Source organism: Syntrophotaleaceae bacterium, assembly GCA_041390365.1.
Lineage (GTDB): Bacteria > Desulfobacterota > Desulfuromonadia > Desulfuromonadales > Syntrophotaleaceae > JAWKQB01.
In genome coordinates this window covers 978,805-993,514 of record JAWKQB010000003.1, presented here as the reverse complement: position 1 = coordinate 993,514, position 14,710 = coordinate 978,805, and the positions used below count along the sequence as shown (strand labels likewise).

The window sequence follows — 14,710 nt, the reverse complement described above, 5'->3', positions numbered from 1 at the left end:
CCTCATCCCCGGCGCATAACGGTCGCCATGTCCCACATGGGCAGGAATACCCCCAGCGCCAGCACCAGGACCATGGCGCCGATGATGATGATCAGGATCGGCTCAATGACGCTGGAGAGGCGGCTGATGTCATACTCAATCTCCCGTTCGTAGAAATCGCCCACCTCCAGCAGCATGGTATCGACCGAGCCCGTCTCCTCGCCCACGGCCAGCATCTGCAGCACCAGGGGGGTGAACATCTCGCTGGACGCGGCGCTGCGGGTCAGGGTGTCGCCGCGCTCGACGCCCCGCCGCAACTTTCCGAGCCGCAGGGACACGAAGCTGTTGCCGACGGCCTGCGCCGTGAGGGCCAGAGACTGAATCAGCGGCACGCCTGCGCCATGGGCCATGGCCAACCCCCGGGAGAACCGGACCAGGGTGGCGCGATGGATAATGCTGCCTACAACCGGAAGGCGAAGTTTGAAGTGGTCCCACTTCAATCGGCCCCCTTCGGTACGCACCCAGGCCCGCCATCCGAAAATCCCCGCAATCAGGGCAACCAGGATCGCCCACCACCAGCTGACGGCGAAATTGGAGATGCCGAGGATGATGCGGGTGGGCAGGGGCAACTGGGCGCCGTACCCCTTGAACAGGTTCTCGAAAGCCGGAATGACAAAGAGCGTAATGACCGAGATGGCCACGGCAATGGCCGCGATCACGAAACTCGGATAGCGCAGGGCAGCTTTGATCTGATCGGCGGTCTGCTTCTCCCGTGTCAGATAGTTGCCCACTTCATCGAACGATTGATCGAGCCTGCCGCTGCTTTCGCCGACCTGGATCATGTTGACCATCAACGGCGGAAAGATGCTGGAGTGGCGCCGCAGAGCACCGGACAGGTCGCGGCCCGATTCCAGGTCCTCCTGGATGGCCACCAGCGTCTCTGCCATGATCGGTTTGCCGGCCGATTCCGCCATCCCCCGCAGGGCACGAAGCATGGGAACGCCGGCCTTGATCAGGCTGTACATCTGGCGGCAGAACAGGATCAGGTCGTCGGCATCGACTTGCCTGCCACCGAACTGCCACTGCCGAACCGAATGGCCGGAAACCTTCCGGGCCTCCTCGGTGATGCGCACTGGGATCGACCCGCCCGCCACAAGCTGGTCAGCCACCGTGGCGGCACTGACCGCTTCCATCGCCCCCTCGACCAGGGCTCCTGCGGCACTACGGGCCTGGTACCGGAACTGGGGCATCCCTCAACTCCTCGTTCATGCGGTAATCGGCCGTCGTCTCCGCAACGGCATCGAATTCCTCGATCTGCCCGGCCAGGCGCATGACCTCTTCCATGCTGGTGAGCCCCTGGCATGCATAGTCGAAAGCTGACATTGTCAGCGGCTTGAATCCTGCCTGGCACCGGGCCATGCGGGCAAAACCGGCGCTGTCATTGCGACGCAGGGCATCGGCCAGGTCGGCATCGATCCGCAGCAGCTCGAAGACCCCGATCCGCCCGTGATAACCGGTATTGTGGCAGCGGTGGCAGCCGGAGCCACGGCGGAACACTTTGGCCAATGCCTGCGGACCGACCACGGCGGTCAGCCAATTGCGCTGCGTGACATCAAGGGGAGCCTCCTCGCTGCAGCCTTCGCAGATGCGGCGCACCAGGCGCTGGGCCAGGATGGCCAGCAGCGAACTGCCGACCACGAAGCCTTCCGCGCCCATGTCCAACAGGCGCAGAGCGGTGCTCACGGCATCGTTGGTGTGCAGGGTGGACAGCACCAGGTGCCCGGTCATGGCGGCGCGCAGTCCGATTTCGGCGGTTTCCTGATCGCGCATCTCCCCGACCATGATGACATCCGGGTCCTGACGCAGGGCGGCCCGCAAAACCCGGGCGAAGGATAGATCGATGCGATTCTGCACCTGGACCTGGTTGATGCGCGGAAGGCGATATTCGACCGGGTCCTCCACGGTAATGATCTTTTTGGTGGAGTCGTTGAGCTCATTGAGAGCCCCATACAGGGTCGTCGTCTTGCCGCTGCCAGTCGGTCCGGTCACCAGCACCAGTCCATGGGGTCGTTGCACCAGGCTGCGGAACTGCCGCAGCATGGACTCGGACATGCCGATCTGGTCCAGCCGGAGCAGACCGCCCGACTGATCGAGCAGACGCATGACCACGGATTCGCCGAACTGCAGAGGCATGGTCGAAAGACGGATATCGACGCTGCGCCCCCTTACCCGGATGTTGAAACGGCCGTCCTGCGGCAGCCGCCGCTCCGAGATGTCGAGACCGCTCATCAGCTTCAACCGTGATACCAGCGCCCCGCCGATGCGCTTTTCCTTCATGACCTGCTCGTGCAGTGACCCGTCGATGCGTTGGCGGATGCGCAGCACCGTTTCGTCAGGTTCAATGTGAATGTCGGAAGCTCCAATCTGTACGGCATCCTCGAACAGGGTATGGAGCAGGCGCACCACCGGAGCGTCCTCGATCCCGCTGTCCGACAGCAGAGACTCCAGGTCGATGCCGCTTTCGCCGAGCTCCTCGCTGAGTTCCCCGGCGATGTGGCTGATTTCATCGGTGCGGCGGTAGATACGGTCGACGATGTCGAGCAGTTCGTCCTCGCCGACCAGGGCCAGGTTGATCGGCTTCTGGAGAATCCTGCGCAACTCGTCAAAGGCGAAAATATCGGTCGGATCGGCCATGCCCACCAGCAGCCCGTCCTTTTCCTGAGCCAGCACCATGGCCCTGAACCGCCGGGCGTGGATCTCCGGCAGCAGGCGCACGGTTTCATCCTTGTACTGGTAATGCCGCAGGTCGATATAGGGAACCTGCAACTGCTGGCCAAGGAACTTGAGGAATCCGGTTTTGCTGAGATAGCCCAGTTCGACAAGGGCATGCCCCAGTTTGCTGCCGGATCGCTTCTGTTCTGTCAAAGCGGTTTGCAGCTGTTCCTCGGTGATGATCTGGTGCCGCACCAGCAACTCGCCGATGCGGATTTTCTTGCGTACGGTCATGATCGTTCCTTGTCCGGCTCCTGTGATGCCTGTTGGCCCAGGACCGCCAGCCGCTGGCGGATAAAATTCCGGAGTCCGTCGGACAACTCTTCACCTGAAAGAGCTTTTTGGTAAGCTTCCATTGCCTTGTCTAATGAATTTGATCTTTCAAATGCAATGCCAAGTCCCATCCACCAGACGCCATTTTTCGGCCTGAAGCCCACCAATGATCGATAAATCTCGGCCGCCTCGTCGTATCGTCCCTGCCGCTGGCTGACAGTTGCCAGCATGGCATAGACGTCAGGCGCCTCAGTCAGGGAAGGACGCGGCTCGCGGATCAACTCCTGCCGGGCCGAGGACAGGGCATCCTCGTCGATCAGAAGGCGGGCCAACCGGAGCCGGTAGGGAAGATGGCCTGGAACCTTTTGCACACCCTCAATCAGCAGAGACTTGATTTCGCTTTGGCGGCCCTGCTGCAACAAAAGGTGGATCAAAGCATCACGGGATCGGACATGCCCCGGATCGATGGCCAGGGCCGCCCTCCAGGCGGTCTCCGCCTCCCGCTGCCGCCCCTGCTGAAAAGCGCTGATGCCGTCCCGGCAGATTATTTCGGACTGTTCCCCGGCCGTGGTCTGAATCGCCTGAAGGATAAATTCCGGTGCTACGGATGTCTCGCTCCGGGGAACATGACCCTGATCAGCATCTGCCGGCTCCACAGGGGTTTCCGCAACGACCGGTTCTGTAACCGGCTCTTGATGGGCGGCGGCAGCATCGGGCCGGATCATGAAGCGCAAAGTCTGCCCCTCTTGCCCAGGGTTCGCCGTCAGACTCAGCTCGTCGTGGCGGCAGATTTCGTCAAAGACGAAAACCAGTCTTGCCCTTCCCTCGCTCTTTTCGTAGGCCACTTTCAGCAGCAGGGGCAATCCGGACGTATCCGGCAGGGCCGGTGGCGCCGTTTCTGCCGGCAGTTCCAGCGCCAGCTGTCTGCCCTGATCATCCCGGATCAATCGGTAGTTCGGCATGTTGGAAAAGACCAGCTCCACCTGAAGCCCTTCTGTATTCCCTGAAAACTGCAGGTTTTCGAGAATGGGCGGTTTTTTTTCAACTTCAGCGGGGACCTGTTCCGGCATTGGAGCAGTCGGCGAAATGGCCGAGGGACCTGAGGAGTTTTCCGGAGGGGCTGCCGTGATTGAACCGATCCTTTCCTCAGCAGGGTGACCAGGCCAAAAAAACCAGATCATGCTGCCACCAACCAGCAGCACCACTATCAGAGCCGCCCAAACAACTTTGCCCCGGCTGCGGCGCGTCTCTACCGAAACCACCCCGCCGGGCAACCCGCTCTCAGCCTCGGTTGCCAAAGGTGTTCGTTTATCCAGCTCCTTGAGCATCTGGTTGATTAGGCTCAAACCGATTCCCCCCAAAATCCCCAAAGGGGCAGACCCAGCCGGTTTCGGCGGGCATCCACAGTATCGGCCACGGCACGGCGGACATGTCTGACCCGAATTTTGTCATTTCCCTGACCGTAAGCCGCCAGCATCGCTTTGTGAGCCAAAATATTGACCAGCCGGGGAATGCCGCGGCTGGCGAACCAGAGCCGGTTCAAAGCGCCCGGAGTAAACGGTCCCTGCCCCTGGTATCCGGCTGCCCGCAGGCGATGATCGATATAGCCCGCGACCTCCTGCCGCCCGAGGGCCGGCAGGCGATAACTGAAAACGATGCGTTGGCGCAGTTGGCGCAGGGCGTAACCAGCCAGACGATCATCCAGCTCCGGCTGACCGAACAGCACGATATGGAGCAGTTTCTGCTTTTCGGTTTCCAGGTTGCTCAGCAGCCGCAGTGCCTCGAGAGTCCGGTCCGGCATGGCCTGAGCCTCGTCGATGCAGAGCGCCACTTTGCGACCATCGGCAACCAGTTCGATCAGTCGCTGCACGATAATCTTCTGCACATGGTGGCAATCCGGTTCCCCGCCCTGTCGGGCACCCACTTCGTCGGCCACCGCCCGGTACAGTACATGAGGTTCCAGCATGGGATTAGGGATGTAGGCCGTGACCCACTTTTCACCCAGACCATTCAGCAAGCTGCGGCAGAGCAAGGTTTTGCCGGTGCCGACCTCGCCGGTGATCTTGATAAAACCTTCCTCGCTCTCCAGGGCGACCAGCAGTACGTTCAGCGCTTCCTGGTAGCCGGGGTGCTCGAAAAGAAAATCTGCGTCCGGTGTCAGGCCGAAGGGTCTGGCTGTCAGTTTGAAATGCTGTCGGTACATGGATCTCCGTTGTTCCCTCGTTGTCAGTGAAGCGATAGCTGAACAGTTGTCGTTGTCGTAAGTCGTGATCGAGAAGATGTTAATTTGATCACGAGCAATTGGCAGAGTGCTCTACCGTGACTACGATTACGACAACGACACGACAACGAAAAGGTACCCCTACCACCGTCAGCGAGCCGGCCGGGCGAATTTTCCGCCACGCCACTCGTTATTGAATTCCCTCCCCAGATGATTGAAACGTTGCCGGGTGGAATTGAGGGTCTGCTCCCAACTTTCCGGTCCCACCACCAGAGGGCGGAGCAGAATCACCAGTTCGCTTTTTCTGGAAATGGACTGCGTGTGGCGGAAAAAGGCGCCGACCCCGGGCAAGCGGCCGAGCAGAGGAACAGCGGCATCCCGTTTCTGCACCTGATCCTTCATCAGTCCTCCGATGACCACGATCTGCCCGCTCTCGGCGGACACGATGCTGTCCGATTCGCGGACCGTACTGAAAGCCAGCGGCAGAGTCTGGGTCTGTCCGGCCACGGTAATGTTTTTTGTCTGATCGGTCACTTCGCTGACCGTGGGATGGATATGCAGGGTGACCCTGCCCCGCGGGTCGATCTGCGGCGTCACGTCGAGGGCAATACCGGAAAAGAAGGGCGTCAGAGTAATTTCCGGAGAGGTCGTGGTAGCGGTTCCGGTGACCGTATCGCTGGAGACGTCGGTGACGAAAAATTCATCGGACCCGACCTTGATCACTGCTTTCTGATTATTCACCGTGGCGATGCGCGGACTGGACAAAACCTGAACATCCCCCTGGGTTTCGAGGAGCTCGATGAAGGCCTGGAAATTTTCGAAATCCAGGGCAGCGCTAAAAATGCCGCCGAAAGCTCCGGAAGCCAGACCGGAGAAAACTGCGGGACCCTCGCTGCCCACGATATCACCCATGCCGTTGTCGGCGAAAATGTCGCCCCGCATCTGAGCGACCGTTACGTCGCCGCTCAGGACAGCCCAGTTGATACCGGCCTGGTAGCCATCCCCCAGTTCCACCTCGAGAATCTTGGCCTCGAGAATCACCTGCCGCTGCAGATTGCCCTGGATGGTAGCCAAATAATGCTCGACTGCCCGCAGTTCGTCGGGCAGGGCACGGACCAGTACCACCCCGGCCTGAGGCTGAATGATGACCCGGCGTCCCTGTTCCTGGCCGACCATGGCGGTCAGAGCAATACTCAATTCGCTCCAGAAATCGGCTACGGTTGCCGTGTCTATCCGGCTACCCGACACCATGGCGGAATCCTCATCGTCCCCCTTTACCACCACGTCGGTACCATAGTATTCATCCTTTTTTCCCGATTCCGACACCTGACCGGAACTGACCCGGGTCTGCGACAGCCCCCGGCGCACCAGATTGAGATAATTGACGTAGAACACCTGGTTTTGCAGAACAGCCGGCATGACCTGGAATCCCGTCCTGGTCAGCTGGTAATGAAAACCGTGCACATCTCGCAGAATATCCATGACTTCGTGGATGGTCACTCCCTTGAGGTAGAGGGAGATGGTCCCGGTAACCGCGGGATGAACCACCATGTTGTAAGGAGTTCCCTCCACCAGTCCCATGAAAAATTCACGGGCGGGAACCTCTCTGGCGGAGACATCGAACCGGGGTTCCTCGTTCAGAGCCGAAGCCGGCTTCTGCTCTCCGGCATCGGAAGGCAACAGAGCCTCGGCCACCTCCTCGGGCAGGGGCGTCGGGGCCGAATGTTCAGCTGTCAGCTGTTGCTCGAATTGCCCAAGGGGCAAATCACCACGCGGTCTTGGTGCACAGCCTGCCGCAATCAGTGTAATTCCGGCGAGGCCGGCCATTATCCGGCATAACAAGATTATGTTCATCCGCATTCCCACGTTTCCTTCGTTTCAGTTCACCGGTTTCGCCGCTCGTTTAACGGCTCCAGCCATCAGCTCCACCTGAATTATCCGATCGCCATGGCGTAGCGACGCCCTTCCGGGCTCCACCGCAACAACCACGGCGCCGTCGATGATTCCTCCCACCCCCAGGGGCTGTCCATTGATGACGGCAACCCGGCGTTGCGGTCCGATCAAGGTGGAGGTCAATGTCCATTTCGTCGTTCTTTGCACCGACCCGGTCAGATCCCCTGATGTCGAAACCGGAGGTCGGGTCGGGTCGGCCAAGGGTGCCTGAGCCAATGCGTGGCCCCCCAATCCGAGGCCTAAAACCAGAAAGGCCAGACATCCTGTAAACCGCCTCTTAAGCCTAAACACCGATCCACCCCCTTCTTTGGCTGAGGGTGTAGACTCTCAGGGAAATTTCCGCCTGGGGATGTTCCGTCACGACAATTTCCAGCTCGTCCCAGAACAGTTTGCGAGGCAGTTGCTCCAGTGCCCGCAAATACTCCACCGCCTGCAGATAGGTTCCGGACAGGACGATGCGCACCGGATGTCGGTAGAGGCTCACCCGGTCGCCATCCTGAACCCCGGCTTCGTTTTCGGACACAGGCAGCAATTCGACCGCGGGCAGGTTTTCGAGACTCACCAGCTTCAACCCCTCCTGACGGTTTAGAAGTCCGCGAAGCACATCGGCCATATCCCGCGGGGAAATGAGGTCGATGGTCAGGTCCCGGAGACGGCCATCGAGATCTTCTATCTCGATCTGCAGCATCTGCTGTCTCGCTCGATACTCCCGATCGGGGTCTTCCTTTGCCCGAGCCTTGATCGCCTCGGCCTGGCTGTTGATTTCGGTGAGGCTGACCTTCAAATCGGAGATTTGCGTTCTGATCCCAGCCCTCTTGACTTCCTGGGGCTTGAAAAACAGGACGTAGCTGAAAAAGATCCCGAGCACCAGAACCGATGACACCAGCAGGATGCGCTCCCGCATGCTGCGTTGATCGAGCCAGAGTGCCCATCGGCTGATCCGCTCCGGTACCTTCATGGTTTCTCCTCCTGTTTGGTCTGCAGCAAAAAATCTATGACTTGGGAGGATTTTTCCGAACGGTTCAACTGCAGATGCTCGAACTCCCGCCCGGTAAAAGCCTGCTGCCGGGTCAGTCCCTGCAGATAAAGCGGCACGTCGCTCGCGCGGGTGGTGCTGCCTTCAAGCAGCAGCTGATCGCCGCCGGCGGCGAGCCGAATGCGGCGCAACCATACAGATGCAAGATCCTGCTGTGCCAGACCCGTCAGATGTTCTGAAAACCCCTGGCTGTTACCCGGCTGGCCGCTGGTCAACATCTGCAGCAGGGCAATTCTGGCCTGCCGGTCGCTCGCCATCTTCTCGATTTTCTGAATCAGCTCAGGATCGGCTACCCGAGGCGGATATCGGAGCTGATAGTCGCTGATGCGTCGAGTGGCGGCGTCCTGACTTTCCCGTAATCCGGCCAGTTCTGATTCGAGTCGGGACAGCCGCCAGGAACTGGCCGCGCCGACGGCCAGGAGCAGCAAGAAAAAAGCCGCAAGCGTCAAAGCCATCATGCCGGAGCAGAAAGGGACTTTTTTTTCGAAGAGCTCCGGCTGATAGAGATTGATCTGCTGTCTCACCCCTCCTCCTCGTTTCTTAAGGCGGCACCTATGGCCAGCAGGCATTGTCCGGCATTGGGTGGCAGAGGATCAGGGCACTCCAGAAACTTCTCCAGGTCCAGGCTGCTCACCTCGATGCCGAGGGAAGCACGCAATCCGGCAAGAAGCGGCTCGGTGTCGAAATCTTGAGGAGCCACGGCAAGAGAAGCGATCGGCGCCTGGGCAAAGCTTCTTTCATAGAAATCGAAAGACCGCTGAATTTCCAGGGCGACAGTCTCAACGGTCCTTTCCAGGAAATCCGGCCGTTCCTGCAAGAGGGAAACGCCGACGGGAAGGTTGCGGGCCAGACACAGTTCTTGGCCCCGAGTGACGATGAGCAGACCGGAATCGGGCCCGAAAAAGAGCAGGCCCGCAGCACGGTCCGTATCGTGGAACAGGCAGGCCAGGTTGCGCAGAACGAGCTCCGGGATGTCGATTGCCTGGACTTTCAAACGGGCATCCGTCATCTGCGCAACCCGCTGCCGTATCAGGTTCCGCTGAGCCACCACAACATAAGCGGTTCGTGCCCTTTCCCGCTGATTGCCACGAGGCACATGAAAAACATCGATGACTGCTTCCTCGAGGGGAAAATCGATCAAGTCGCGAATCTGCCAGCGCAAGGCCTCCCGCAATTCATTGTCGGGCACCTCGGGCGGAACCACCTGCAGCAATTGGTAGCCGCCAAAATCGAGAGCACACACCGCAGGAATCGAAGACCAGCCCCGAGAGCGGCAGAGCTCCTGCAGCCGAGTCTCAATCGCAGTCATTTCCCCAGATGAATAGTCACAAAACGTCAGGCGAGGCTTCGCTCCACCACCCTGCCTCCACACATGGGCAACAGCCAGCCCTGAATCCGTTCGGGAGAAACCGATCGTTTCGCAGCCGGACATAATTTTTTTCGAAAGAAGCTTCAACATTGAAAATTCCGATCCCGAACACCCGGAAGGAAGGTTCCCAGCCTCCTCCTGCCGGGGATTAAATTTCCAGGATTGTAGTGATTTCAGTTACTTTCTTCAAGTTCCTTTTACCTGAAAGTCAAAGTTCCGTCACCATCCGCCAAAGGGCTTTTGATTTTTGTACGTGTTTACCCCGCACCGGCATCCCACCATCAGCCCTTTGCATAATCCAGACCAAGATTAACAAGCTAAAATTTACATTTAATTTCAAAATGTTACGCTTGAATTAAACATTAGGAATGAGACAAATGTCAGTATTTTGACGAAAAAGCAGGGTTGCAGAAAAAAGGAAAATGGCCGGGAAAAAGGGATTGCTAATCTCTTTTTGGAATGCTTCAATGTAAAACTGATTGCTCATGCCGAAGAAAACCTGGAAAAACGAATTCGTTTCTGGTAGCCTCACGTACTATCATTAAAATCGGTGGCATGTATCTTGCTCATCGATTCCGTACCTTTCGCTTCCACTGTACCGACAACTTGAAATAAATCTTCGCCCTTGCCGTTGAGTATTATGCCATGTCCGACAAAAACACTTTCGATCGCCGATTATTTCTGAAACTTGGCCTTGCCTGCGCAGCCACTCTGGCCTTTCCTGTCTCAGGATGGGCACAATTCAAAAATGCCCGGAGCAGGGAAAAAACTCTTTCCTTTTACAATACTCATACCGGCGAAGAACTCAAAAACGTTGTTTTCTGGGCCGATGGACGCTATCTGCCCGAAACGATGAGAGATATCAATTATTTACTGCGGGATTTCCGGAACAATGAAACCGCGGACATCGATCCTCTGCTGTGCGATCAGCTCTTTTCGGTCCGGCAGAAACTGGGGACGGATCGCCCCTTTCACATCATCTCGGGTTATCGCTCCCCTGAGACCAACAGCATGCTGCGCAGCCGTTCGAGTGGCGTAGCCAAGAAAAGCCTGCACCTGGTCGGCCGCGCAGTCGATGTCCGGGTGCCGGGCAGCCACCTGGTCGATCTCAGAAAAGCTGCCCTTGCCCTCGAGGCGGGCGGCGTCGGGTACTATCCCACCTCCAATTTCGTGCATCTGGACACCGGACCGGTAAGGCGGTGGTGAGAGCAGTTCCAGGAGCAGAATCAGGAAAAACAAAAGCCCTTCCCACTTGTGGAAGGGCTTTTTACTTAAACATTGAATATTTGCGGGTGGGGCAATGCAGGATGCTTGCGCAAGCTCCAGCTCTTCGGCGTGACGCTTTCTTACACCTTTGCGAAAACTGGTGGAGCTGAGGAGGATCGAACTCCCGACCTACGCATTGCGAATGCGATAATCTGCATTCCCGCCCCTTCCCTGCATATCAAGTTTATGCTTGAAATTTCGGTATCTTAACTGTAGACTTCTTCCCGTACCATCCCTGTTTAACCCCTCATTTCCTGTAAAATCTTGGCACCTATCTTGGCACCTAAATAAAGGGGAGATTATGGGCCTTCGAGATGGATTGAAACCGACAGGACGGAAAGGCGTGTTCTACAAAGAGCACCCCAATCGTAAGCATGGCGTAAAGCGTGATCGGCTATATGTCCTGCGCTACACCATCGCCGGCAGGACGTATACCGAAACCTTGGGTTGGGCCAGCGAGGGGAAGACGGAGCTGGAGGCGGAGAACAAGATCGTCGAGTACCGGGCGAATCATCGCGCCGGCAGCGGACCCTTTTGTCTGGCCGACGAACGGGAGATTGAGCGCCGAGCCGTTGCTGAGGAGGAAGCCAAGAGCCGCAGGGAAATCACGGTTGAAAAGCTGATCGACCTATTCATCAAGGACCACAGCAAGCGGAAAAAAAGATCCTGGGAAGAGGACGAGCGGGCGCTGCGTAAGGATCTGAAACCCTGGTCCTCCTGGAAAGTCAAGGACGTGACCCGCCGGGACGCCAAGGCGCTGCTCGATGCCATCGACGGGCGAGGAGCTCCGGTGCAGGCATTCAACGTGCTGACCAAGGCCCGGAAGATGTGGAACATGGCGATCAAGTGGGAGTATACCGAAAACAACCCCTTTGCTCTGCTGGACCCGCCGAGGCCCTACACCCCCCGCGAACGCGTTCTTGACGATGCCGAAATCAAGACTTTCTGGACTGCCCTGGAGAGCCGGCAGGGGCTTTCCATGTCCCCCGAGATGAGCCGGGCGCTAAGGCTTATCCTGGTAACGGCACAGCGGCCGGGGGAGGTGATCGGCATGCATTCCCGCGAGATCGACGGGCGATGGTGGACAATCCCGGCCGAGCGCTCGAAGAACAAAAATGCCCACCGGGTATATCTGACGGATCTTGCTCTCTCCCTGATCGGCACAGTTCCAGACTGCGGGTTTATCTTTCCGAGCCCGAAGGATGACGGCCAGCATATGGCGGGGAATGCCCTGGCCTTGTCCCTGCGGAGGAATATTCTTGGAGGGCATGCCGACAAGGTGAAAGGGGCGGAGGGGCGCAACAAGAAGCAGGCGGCACACAAGGCGGAGAATCCGCCCCCCGCTAACCGAATCGGTATTGAACATTTCCGGCCGCACGACCTTCGGCGCTCAGCGGTTACTGGAATGGCGAAACTGCGCATACCTCGTGAGGATCGGGAGCGGGTAGTTAACCACTCTGTGGGCCGGCTGGAGAAGACTTATAATCGTTATGACTTTGATGCTGAAAAGCGGACCGCTCTGATTCGATGGGCTGAGCACTTGGAGCAGATCATTCACGAAAAAGGAGCGGCCAAGGTGGTAAATTTTTCTGATCGGCGATAAGGCAAAGCGGCCCGGAAGGGTGATCGCAACACCCAACCGGGCCTGACCATAACCCTACCTGACAAGGAGGCAAGGCCATGGCTGAAACGACCGTAGCAAAGTCTAAGGAACAGTGCAAGGGCGGTACCCTGCTCCCTCGGAAAGACCGGCGTTCGAAACAACTGACCGTTCCAGAGAGGGACATCCTCATCAAAGTAAGCATGGCGGAAAAAGAGTTCATTTTGGCTATGCGCCAACTCAGCGAATTGGGTCACGCCTACATTATGCAAAAGATCTGCTTGAGAAATTCATGGGAAGAATTCGTTGCAAGGAATAGGGAGGCTAAGGGAGAATGGGTGGCTGGGAAATCCATCCCTTTTGAAGACGATCTGTAGTTTGACCTAGACAACTGCTGTTGGCGCGCCGCGATGTTGCCAGGGCACAGGCGGCATGCTAAAGGCTGAGTGTCACACCGGAATGTGTGGTGGGGAAATGATTAAATGGTAACTGCGGACGAGGTTGAAGCGATCGTGCGCCGGGTGGTGCGTGAAGAAATGGCCTTGTTATTGGAAGCGCTGAAGGAAAAGCCTGCCGTGTTTGTGCAACCGGAAGTGTATAAACCACCCCCCGCTGAGGGTTGGCCTGGTTCATTTCTCATAAGCGACCGTGAGTTGGCAATGGCAGAGCGGCTGTTGCCGGAAGCGGAGCGGAAAATTCTGTACATGCGGGTGATGGCGGCCCGGTTGGCGGCGGCGGGAAACCATGCATCGGCCAACAGGATGAGAAAGAGAGCAGACAACCTTGAACGCCAGTTGCGAGGAAAGACATAATGAAATTCCTTGTTGCCGCGACTGGGTTTATCACCCTGGTTTTTTCCCTGCGCCACCTGCAGAGGGTGAGGAGAAAACGAATGCGGCAGCACATCCACCAAATTCAGTTCACAAGGGTTTTTGAGCCGGAGAAAGATCCTTTCAATCCTTCCGAGAGGATAGAGATTTACCACCACAAAGATTGACTACATACGCGGGATAGTCCGGCCAGACGACAAGCGGGGTTTCCTGGCCCCGTTTCCCGCGATTCTTTCACCAGGGCGCACTGCAGGAGGTGCGGGGATGAATAGAATTTCCTTTCCTCAATCTCGGATAAAGGATTTGCGGCAGCACGTACGGGAACAGCGGAGAATCCAGCAGAAGCACACCAAGTCGCTTGAAACGCTACTGAAGGAATTGGAAGGCAAAGGGATTGATGTTACCAGGATCATAGAAATTCTGGAAGGTGTCAGCATCCACTGTCTTGAGAGCCAAAAAAATTTCAATTATGGAATTACCCGTTTCGACAAAAACGGACCTTTCCCAGAAATCAAAGCTCGGCACAACGAATTCACGAAGGAACAACGTAGGGTTCAGACAGCCCTAAACAGCCTTATTTCCTCTATGGGGCAGGCGCTTCAATGTTATCTACCCGAAAAAGAAGGATATGAGGCTTCCGGGATGATTGAATCGCTCCTGAAATCGGCGCATAACTATTATGCAAAAGCGCTCTTTTTCGGGATGTTCAAGCCGCTGCTTGATCTGGAGTATTTAGATTGCTCATCCCCTTTCGCCGATGATGACAGTCCGGACGATGACCGGATGAGTTATTTTCAATATGTTGTCAGTTGTGATGCTTTCAATCCATACAACTACCTAGGGAGTCGTCCCCTGAAGCGCTCCTCTCACCATTGGAGAGATTGCATTTTGGGGCTTGATAAAGTTTTGCGTCCTGTCCTCGGCTCTAAAATTCAGTCGGCGAGAAAGATTGCCGCCCTACTCCACCACCGCTTTCCCTTGATCTTTACCAGCGAGGAAGTGGCCTTCACAAAGGCAGACAGGTCCCTTCGCCGGTAGATCCCGGCACTTTCCAAATTCAAAATACAAATTCAAAGCGCCGGATTTTCCAGGCGCTTTTTTTATGGCTAGATGGCTCCGCCGACGGCAGGAATCCCTTGGGACGCCAAGGAAACCTTAACCACGACGGAGCCAATTATGACCGAACCTGATATTTTCGACGAAATGGAATCAGCCTGGGGCCGTCCGGCGGTTCCTAGGCCCAAAGCCGGTGAAGCATCGAGCTTCACTATCTCTCCTAAAAGCCTGGCCAACCTTGACAGCCTGGGCCAGGGACCTCCCGACAAGTTCACCGTCAACGGAAAGGTCTGCTACCCCTCGAAGTCCTTCTTTGCGTGGCTGCGCTCCCGCTCTTCGCGGATCAACTGAGGGG

At 57.3% G+C, this 14,710-nt stretch carries 15 protein-coding genes; 6 read left to right on the top strand and 9 right to left on the bottom strand.

Annotated features, from left to right (window positions below):
- Positions 1–2: 2 nt before the first annotated feature.
- The 9 genes from R2940_16795 to R2940_16755 all read right to left on the bottom strand — a co-directional run bounded on the left by R2940_16795 (position 3) and on the right by R2940_16755 (position 9,543).
- Positions 3–1,229 (bottom strand): type II secretion system F family protein, encoded by a 1,227-nt coding sequence (locus R2940_16795; protein MEZ4601448.1) that lies wholly within the window; start codon positions 1,227–1,229, stop codon positions 3–5.
- Positions 1,201–2,985 (bottom strand): ATPase, T2SS/T4P/T4SS family, encoded by a 1,785-nt coding sequence (locus R2940_16790; protein MEZ4601447.1) that lies wholly within the window; start codon positions 2,983–2,985, stop codon positions 1,201–1,203. Before R2940_16790 ends, R2940_16795 begins: the two co-directional genes overlap by 29 nt.
- On the bottom strand, positions 2,982–4,370 hold the full coding sequence (locus tag R2940_16785) for a tetratricopeptide repeat protein (GenBank protein ID MEZ4601446.1): 1,389 nt from the start codon (positions 4,368–4,370) through the stop codon (positions 2,982–2,984). The genes R2940_16790 and R2940_16785 overlap by 4 nt, the downstream gene beginning before the upstream one ends.
- Entirely contained in the window at positions 4,367–5,227 is an 861-nt protein-coding gene (locus R2940_16780) for an AAA family ATPase (protein ID MEZ4601445.1), read from the bottom strand. Before R2940_16780 ends, R2940_16785 begins: the two co-directional genes overlap by 4 nt.
- 168 nt (positions 5,228–5,395) lie before the next feature.
- Positions 5,396–7,099: a pilus (MSHA type) biogenesis protein MshL gene (gene mshL / locus R2940_16775; GenBank protein MEZ4601444.1), complete on the bottom strand. Its 1,704-nt coding sequence runs from the start codon at positions 7,097–7,099 to the stop codon at positions 5,396–5,398.
- Positions 7,100–7,123: 24 nt separating this feature from the next.
- Positions 7,124–7,321, bottom strand: coding sequence for a hypothetical protein (locus R2940_16770; GenBank protein ID MEZ4601443.1), 198 nt, complete (start codon positions 7,319–7,321; stop codon positions 7,124–7,126).
- Positions 7,322–7,481: 160 nt separating this feature from the next.
- Positions 7,482–8,156: a type II secretion system protein GspM gene (gene gspM / locus R2940_16765; protein MEZ4601442.1), complete on the bottom strand. Its 675-nt coding sequence runs from the start codon at positions 8,154–8,156 to the stop codon at positions 7,482–7,484.
- Positions 8,153–8,758 (bottom strand): hypothetical protein, encoded by a 606-nt coding sequence (locus R2940_16760; protein ID MEZ4601441.1) that lies wholly within the window; start codon positions 8,756–8,758, stop codon positions 8,153–8,155. The genes gspM and R2940_16760 overlap by 4 nt, the downstream gene beginning before the upstream one ends.
- Entirely contained in the window at positions 8,755–9,543 is a 789-nt protein-coding gene (locus R2940_16755; protein ID MEZ4601440.1) for a hypothetical protein, read from the bottom strand. Before R2940_16755 ends, R2940_16760 begins: the two co-directional genes overlap by 4 nt.
- 705 nt (positions 9,544–10,248) lie before the next feature.
- Between R2940_16755 and R2940_16750 the strand changes: the two genes are divergently transcribed.
- From R2940_16750 to R2940_16725, 6 genes are all read left to right on the top strand, one after another.
- Positions 10,249–10,809, top strand: a complete 561-nt coding sequence (locus tag R2940_16750) for a DUF882 domain-containing protein (protein MEZ4601439.1) — start codon at positions 10,249–10,251, stop codon at positions 10,807–10,809.
- 403 nt (positions 10,810–11,212) lie between these two features.
- Positions 11,213–12,472 (top strand): site-specific integrase, encoded by a 1,260-nt coding sequence (locus R2940_16745; GenBank protein ID MEZ4601438.1) that lies wholly within the window; start codon positions 11,213–11,215, stop codon positions 12,470–12,472.
- 77 nt (positions 12,473–12,549) lie between these two features.
- A complete protein-coding gene (locus R2940_16740) occupies positions 12,550–12,846 on the top strand; it encodes a hypothetical protein (protein ID MEZ4601437.1) in 297 nt (98 codons plus the stop codon).
- Positions 12,847–12,951: 105 nt separating this feature from the next.
- Positions 12,952–13,281, top strand: coding sequence for a hypothetical protein (locus R2940_16735; GenBank protein ID MEZ4601436.1), 330 nt, complete (start codon positions 12,952–12,954; stop codon positions 13,279–13,281).
- A gap of 282 nt (positions 13,282–13,563) precedes the next feature.
- On the top strand, positions 13,564–14,337 hold the full coding sequence (locus tag R2940_16730) for a hypothetical protein (protein ID MEZ4601435.1): 774 nt from the start codon (positions 13,564–13,566) through the stop codon (positions 14,335–14,337).
- Positions 14,338–14,475: 138 nt separating this feature from the next.
- Positions 14,476–14,706: a hypothetical protein gene (locus R2940_16725; protein MEZ4601434.1), complete on the top strand. Its 231-nt coding sequence runs from the start codon at positions 14,476–14,478 to the stop codon at positions 14,704–14,706.
- Positions 14,707–14,710 lie beyond the last annotated feature (4 nt).

Bases quoted from the DNA above. Each gene is read 5' to 3' on its own strand.
- R2940_16795 (MEZ4601448.1), bottom strand. From the start codon at position 1,229: ATGCCCCAGTTCCGGTACCAGGCCCGTAGTGCCGCAGGAGCCCTGGTC.
- R2940_16790 (MEZ4601447.1), bottom strand. From the start codon at position 2,985: ATGACCGTACGCAAGAAAATCCGCATCGGCGAGTTGCTGGTGCGGCAC.
- R2940_16780 (MEZ4601445.1), bottom strand. From the start codon at position 5,227: ATGTACCGACAGCATTTCAAACTGACAGCCAGACCCTTCGGCCTGACA.
- mshL (MEZ4601444.1), bottom strand. From the start codon at position 7,099: ATGAACATAATCTTGTTATGCCGGATAATGGCCGGCCTCGCCGGAATT.
- gspM (MEZ4601442.1), bottom strand. From the start codon at position 8,156: ATGAAGGTACCGGAGCGGATCAGCCGATGGGCACTCTGGCTCGATCAA.
- R2940_16755 (MEZ4601440.1), bottom strand. From the start codon at position 9,543: ATGACTGCGATTGAGACTCGGCTGCAGGAGCTCTGCCGCTCTCGGGGC.
- R2940_16750 (MEZ4601439.1), top strand. From the start codon at position 10,249: ATGTCCGACAAAAACACTTTCGATCGCCGATTATTTCTGAAACTTGGC.
- R2940_16740 (MEZ4601437.1), top strand. From the start codon at position 12,550: ATGGCTGAAACGACCGTAGCAAAGTCTAAGGAACAGTGCAAGGGCGGT.
- R2940_16735 (MEZ4601436.1), top strand. From the start codon at position 12,952: ATGGTAACTGCGGACGAGGTTGAAGCGATCGTGCGCCGGGTGGTGCGT.
- R2940_16730 (MEZ4601435.1), top strand. From the start codon at position 13,564: ATGAATAGAATTTCCTTTCCTCAATCTCGGATAAAGGATTTGCGGCAG.
- R2940_16725 (MEZ4601434.1), top strand. From the start codon at position 14,476: ATGACCGAACCTGATATTTTCGACGAAATGGAATCAGCCTGGGGCCGT.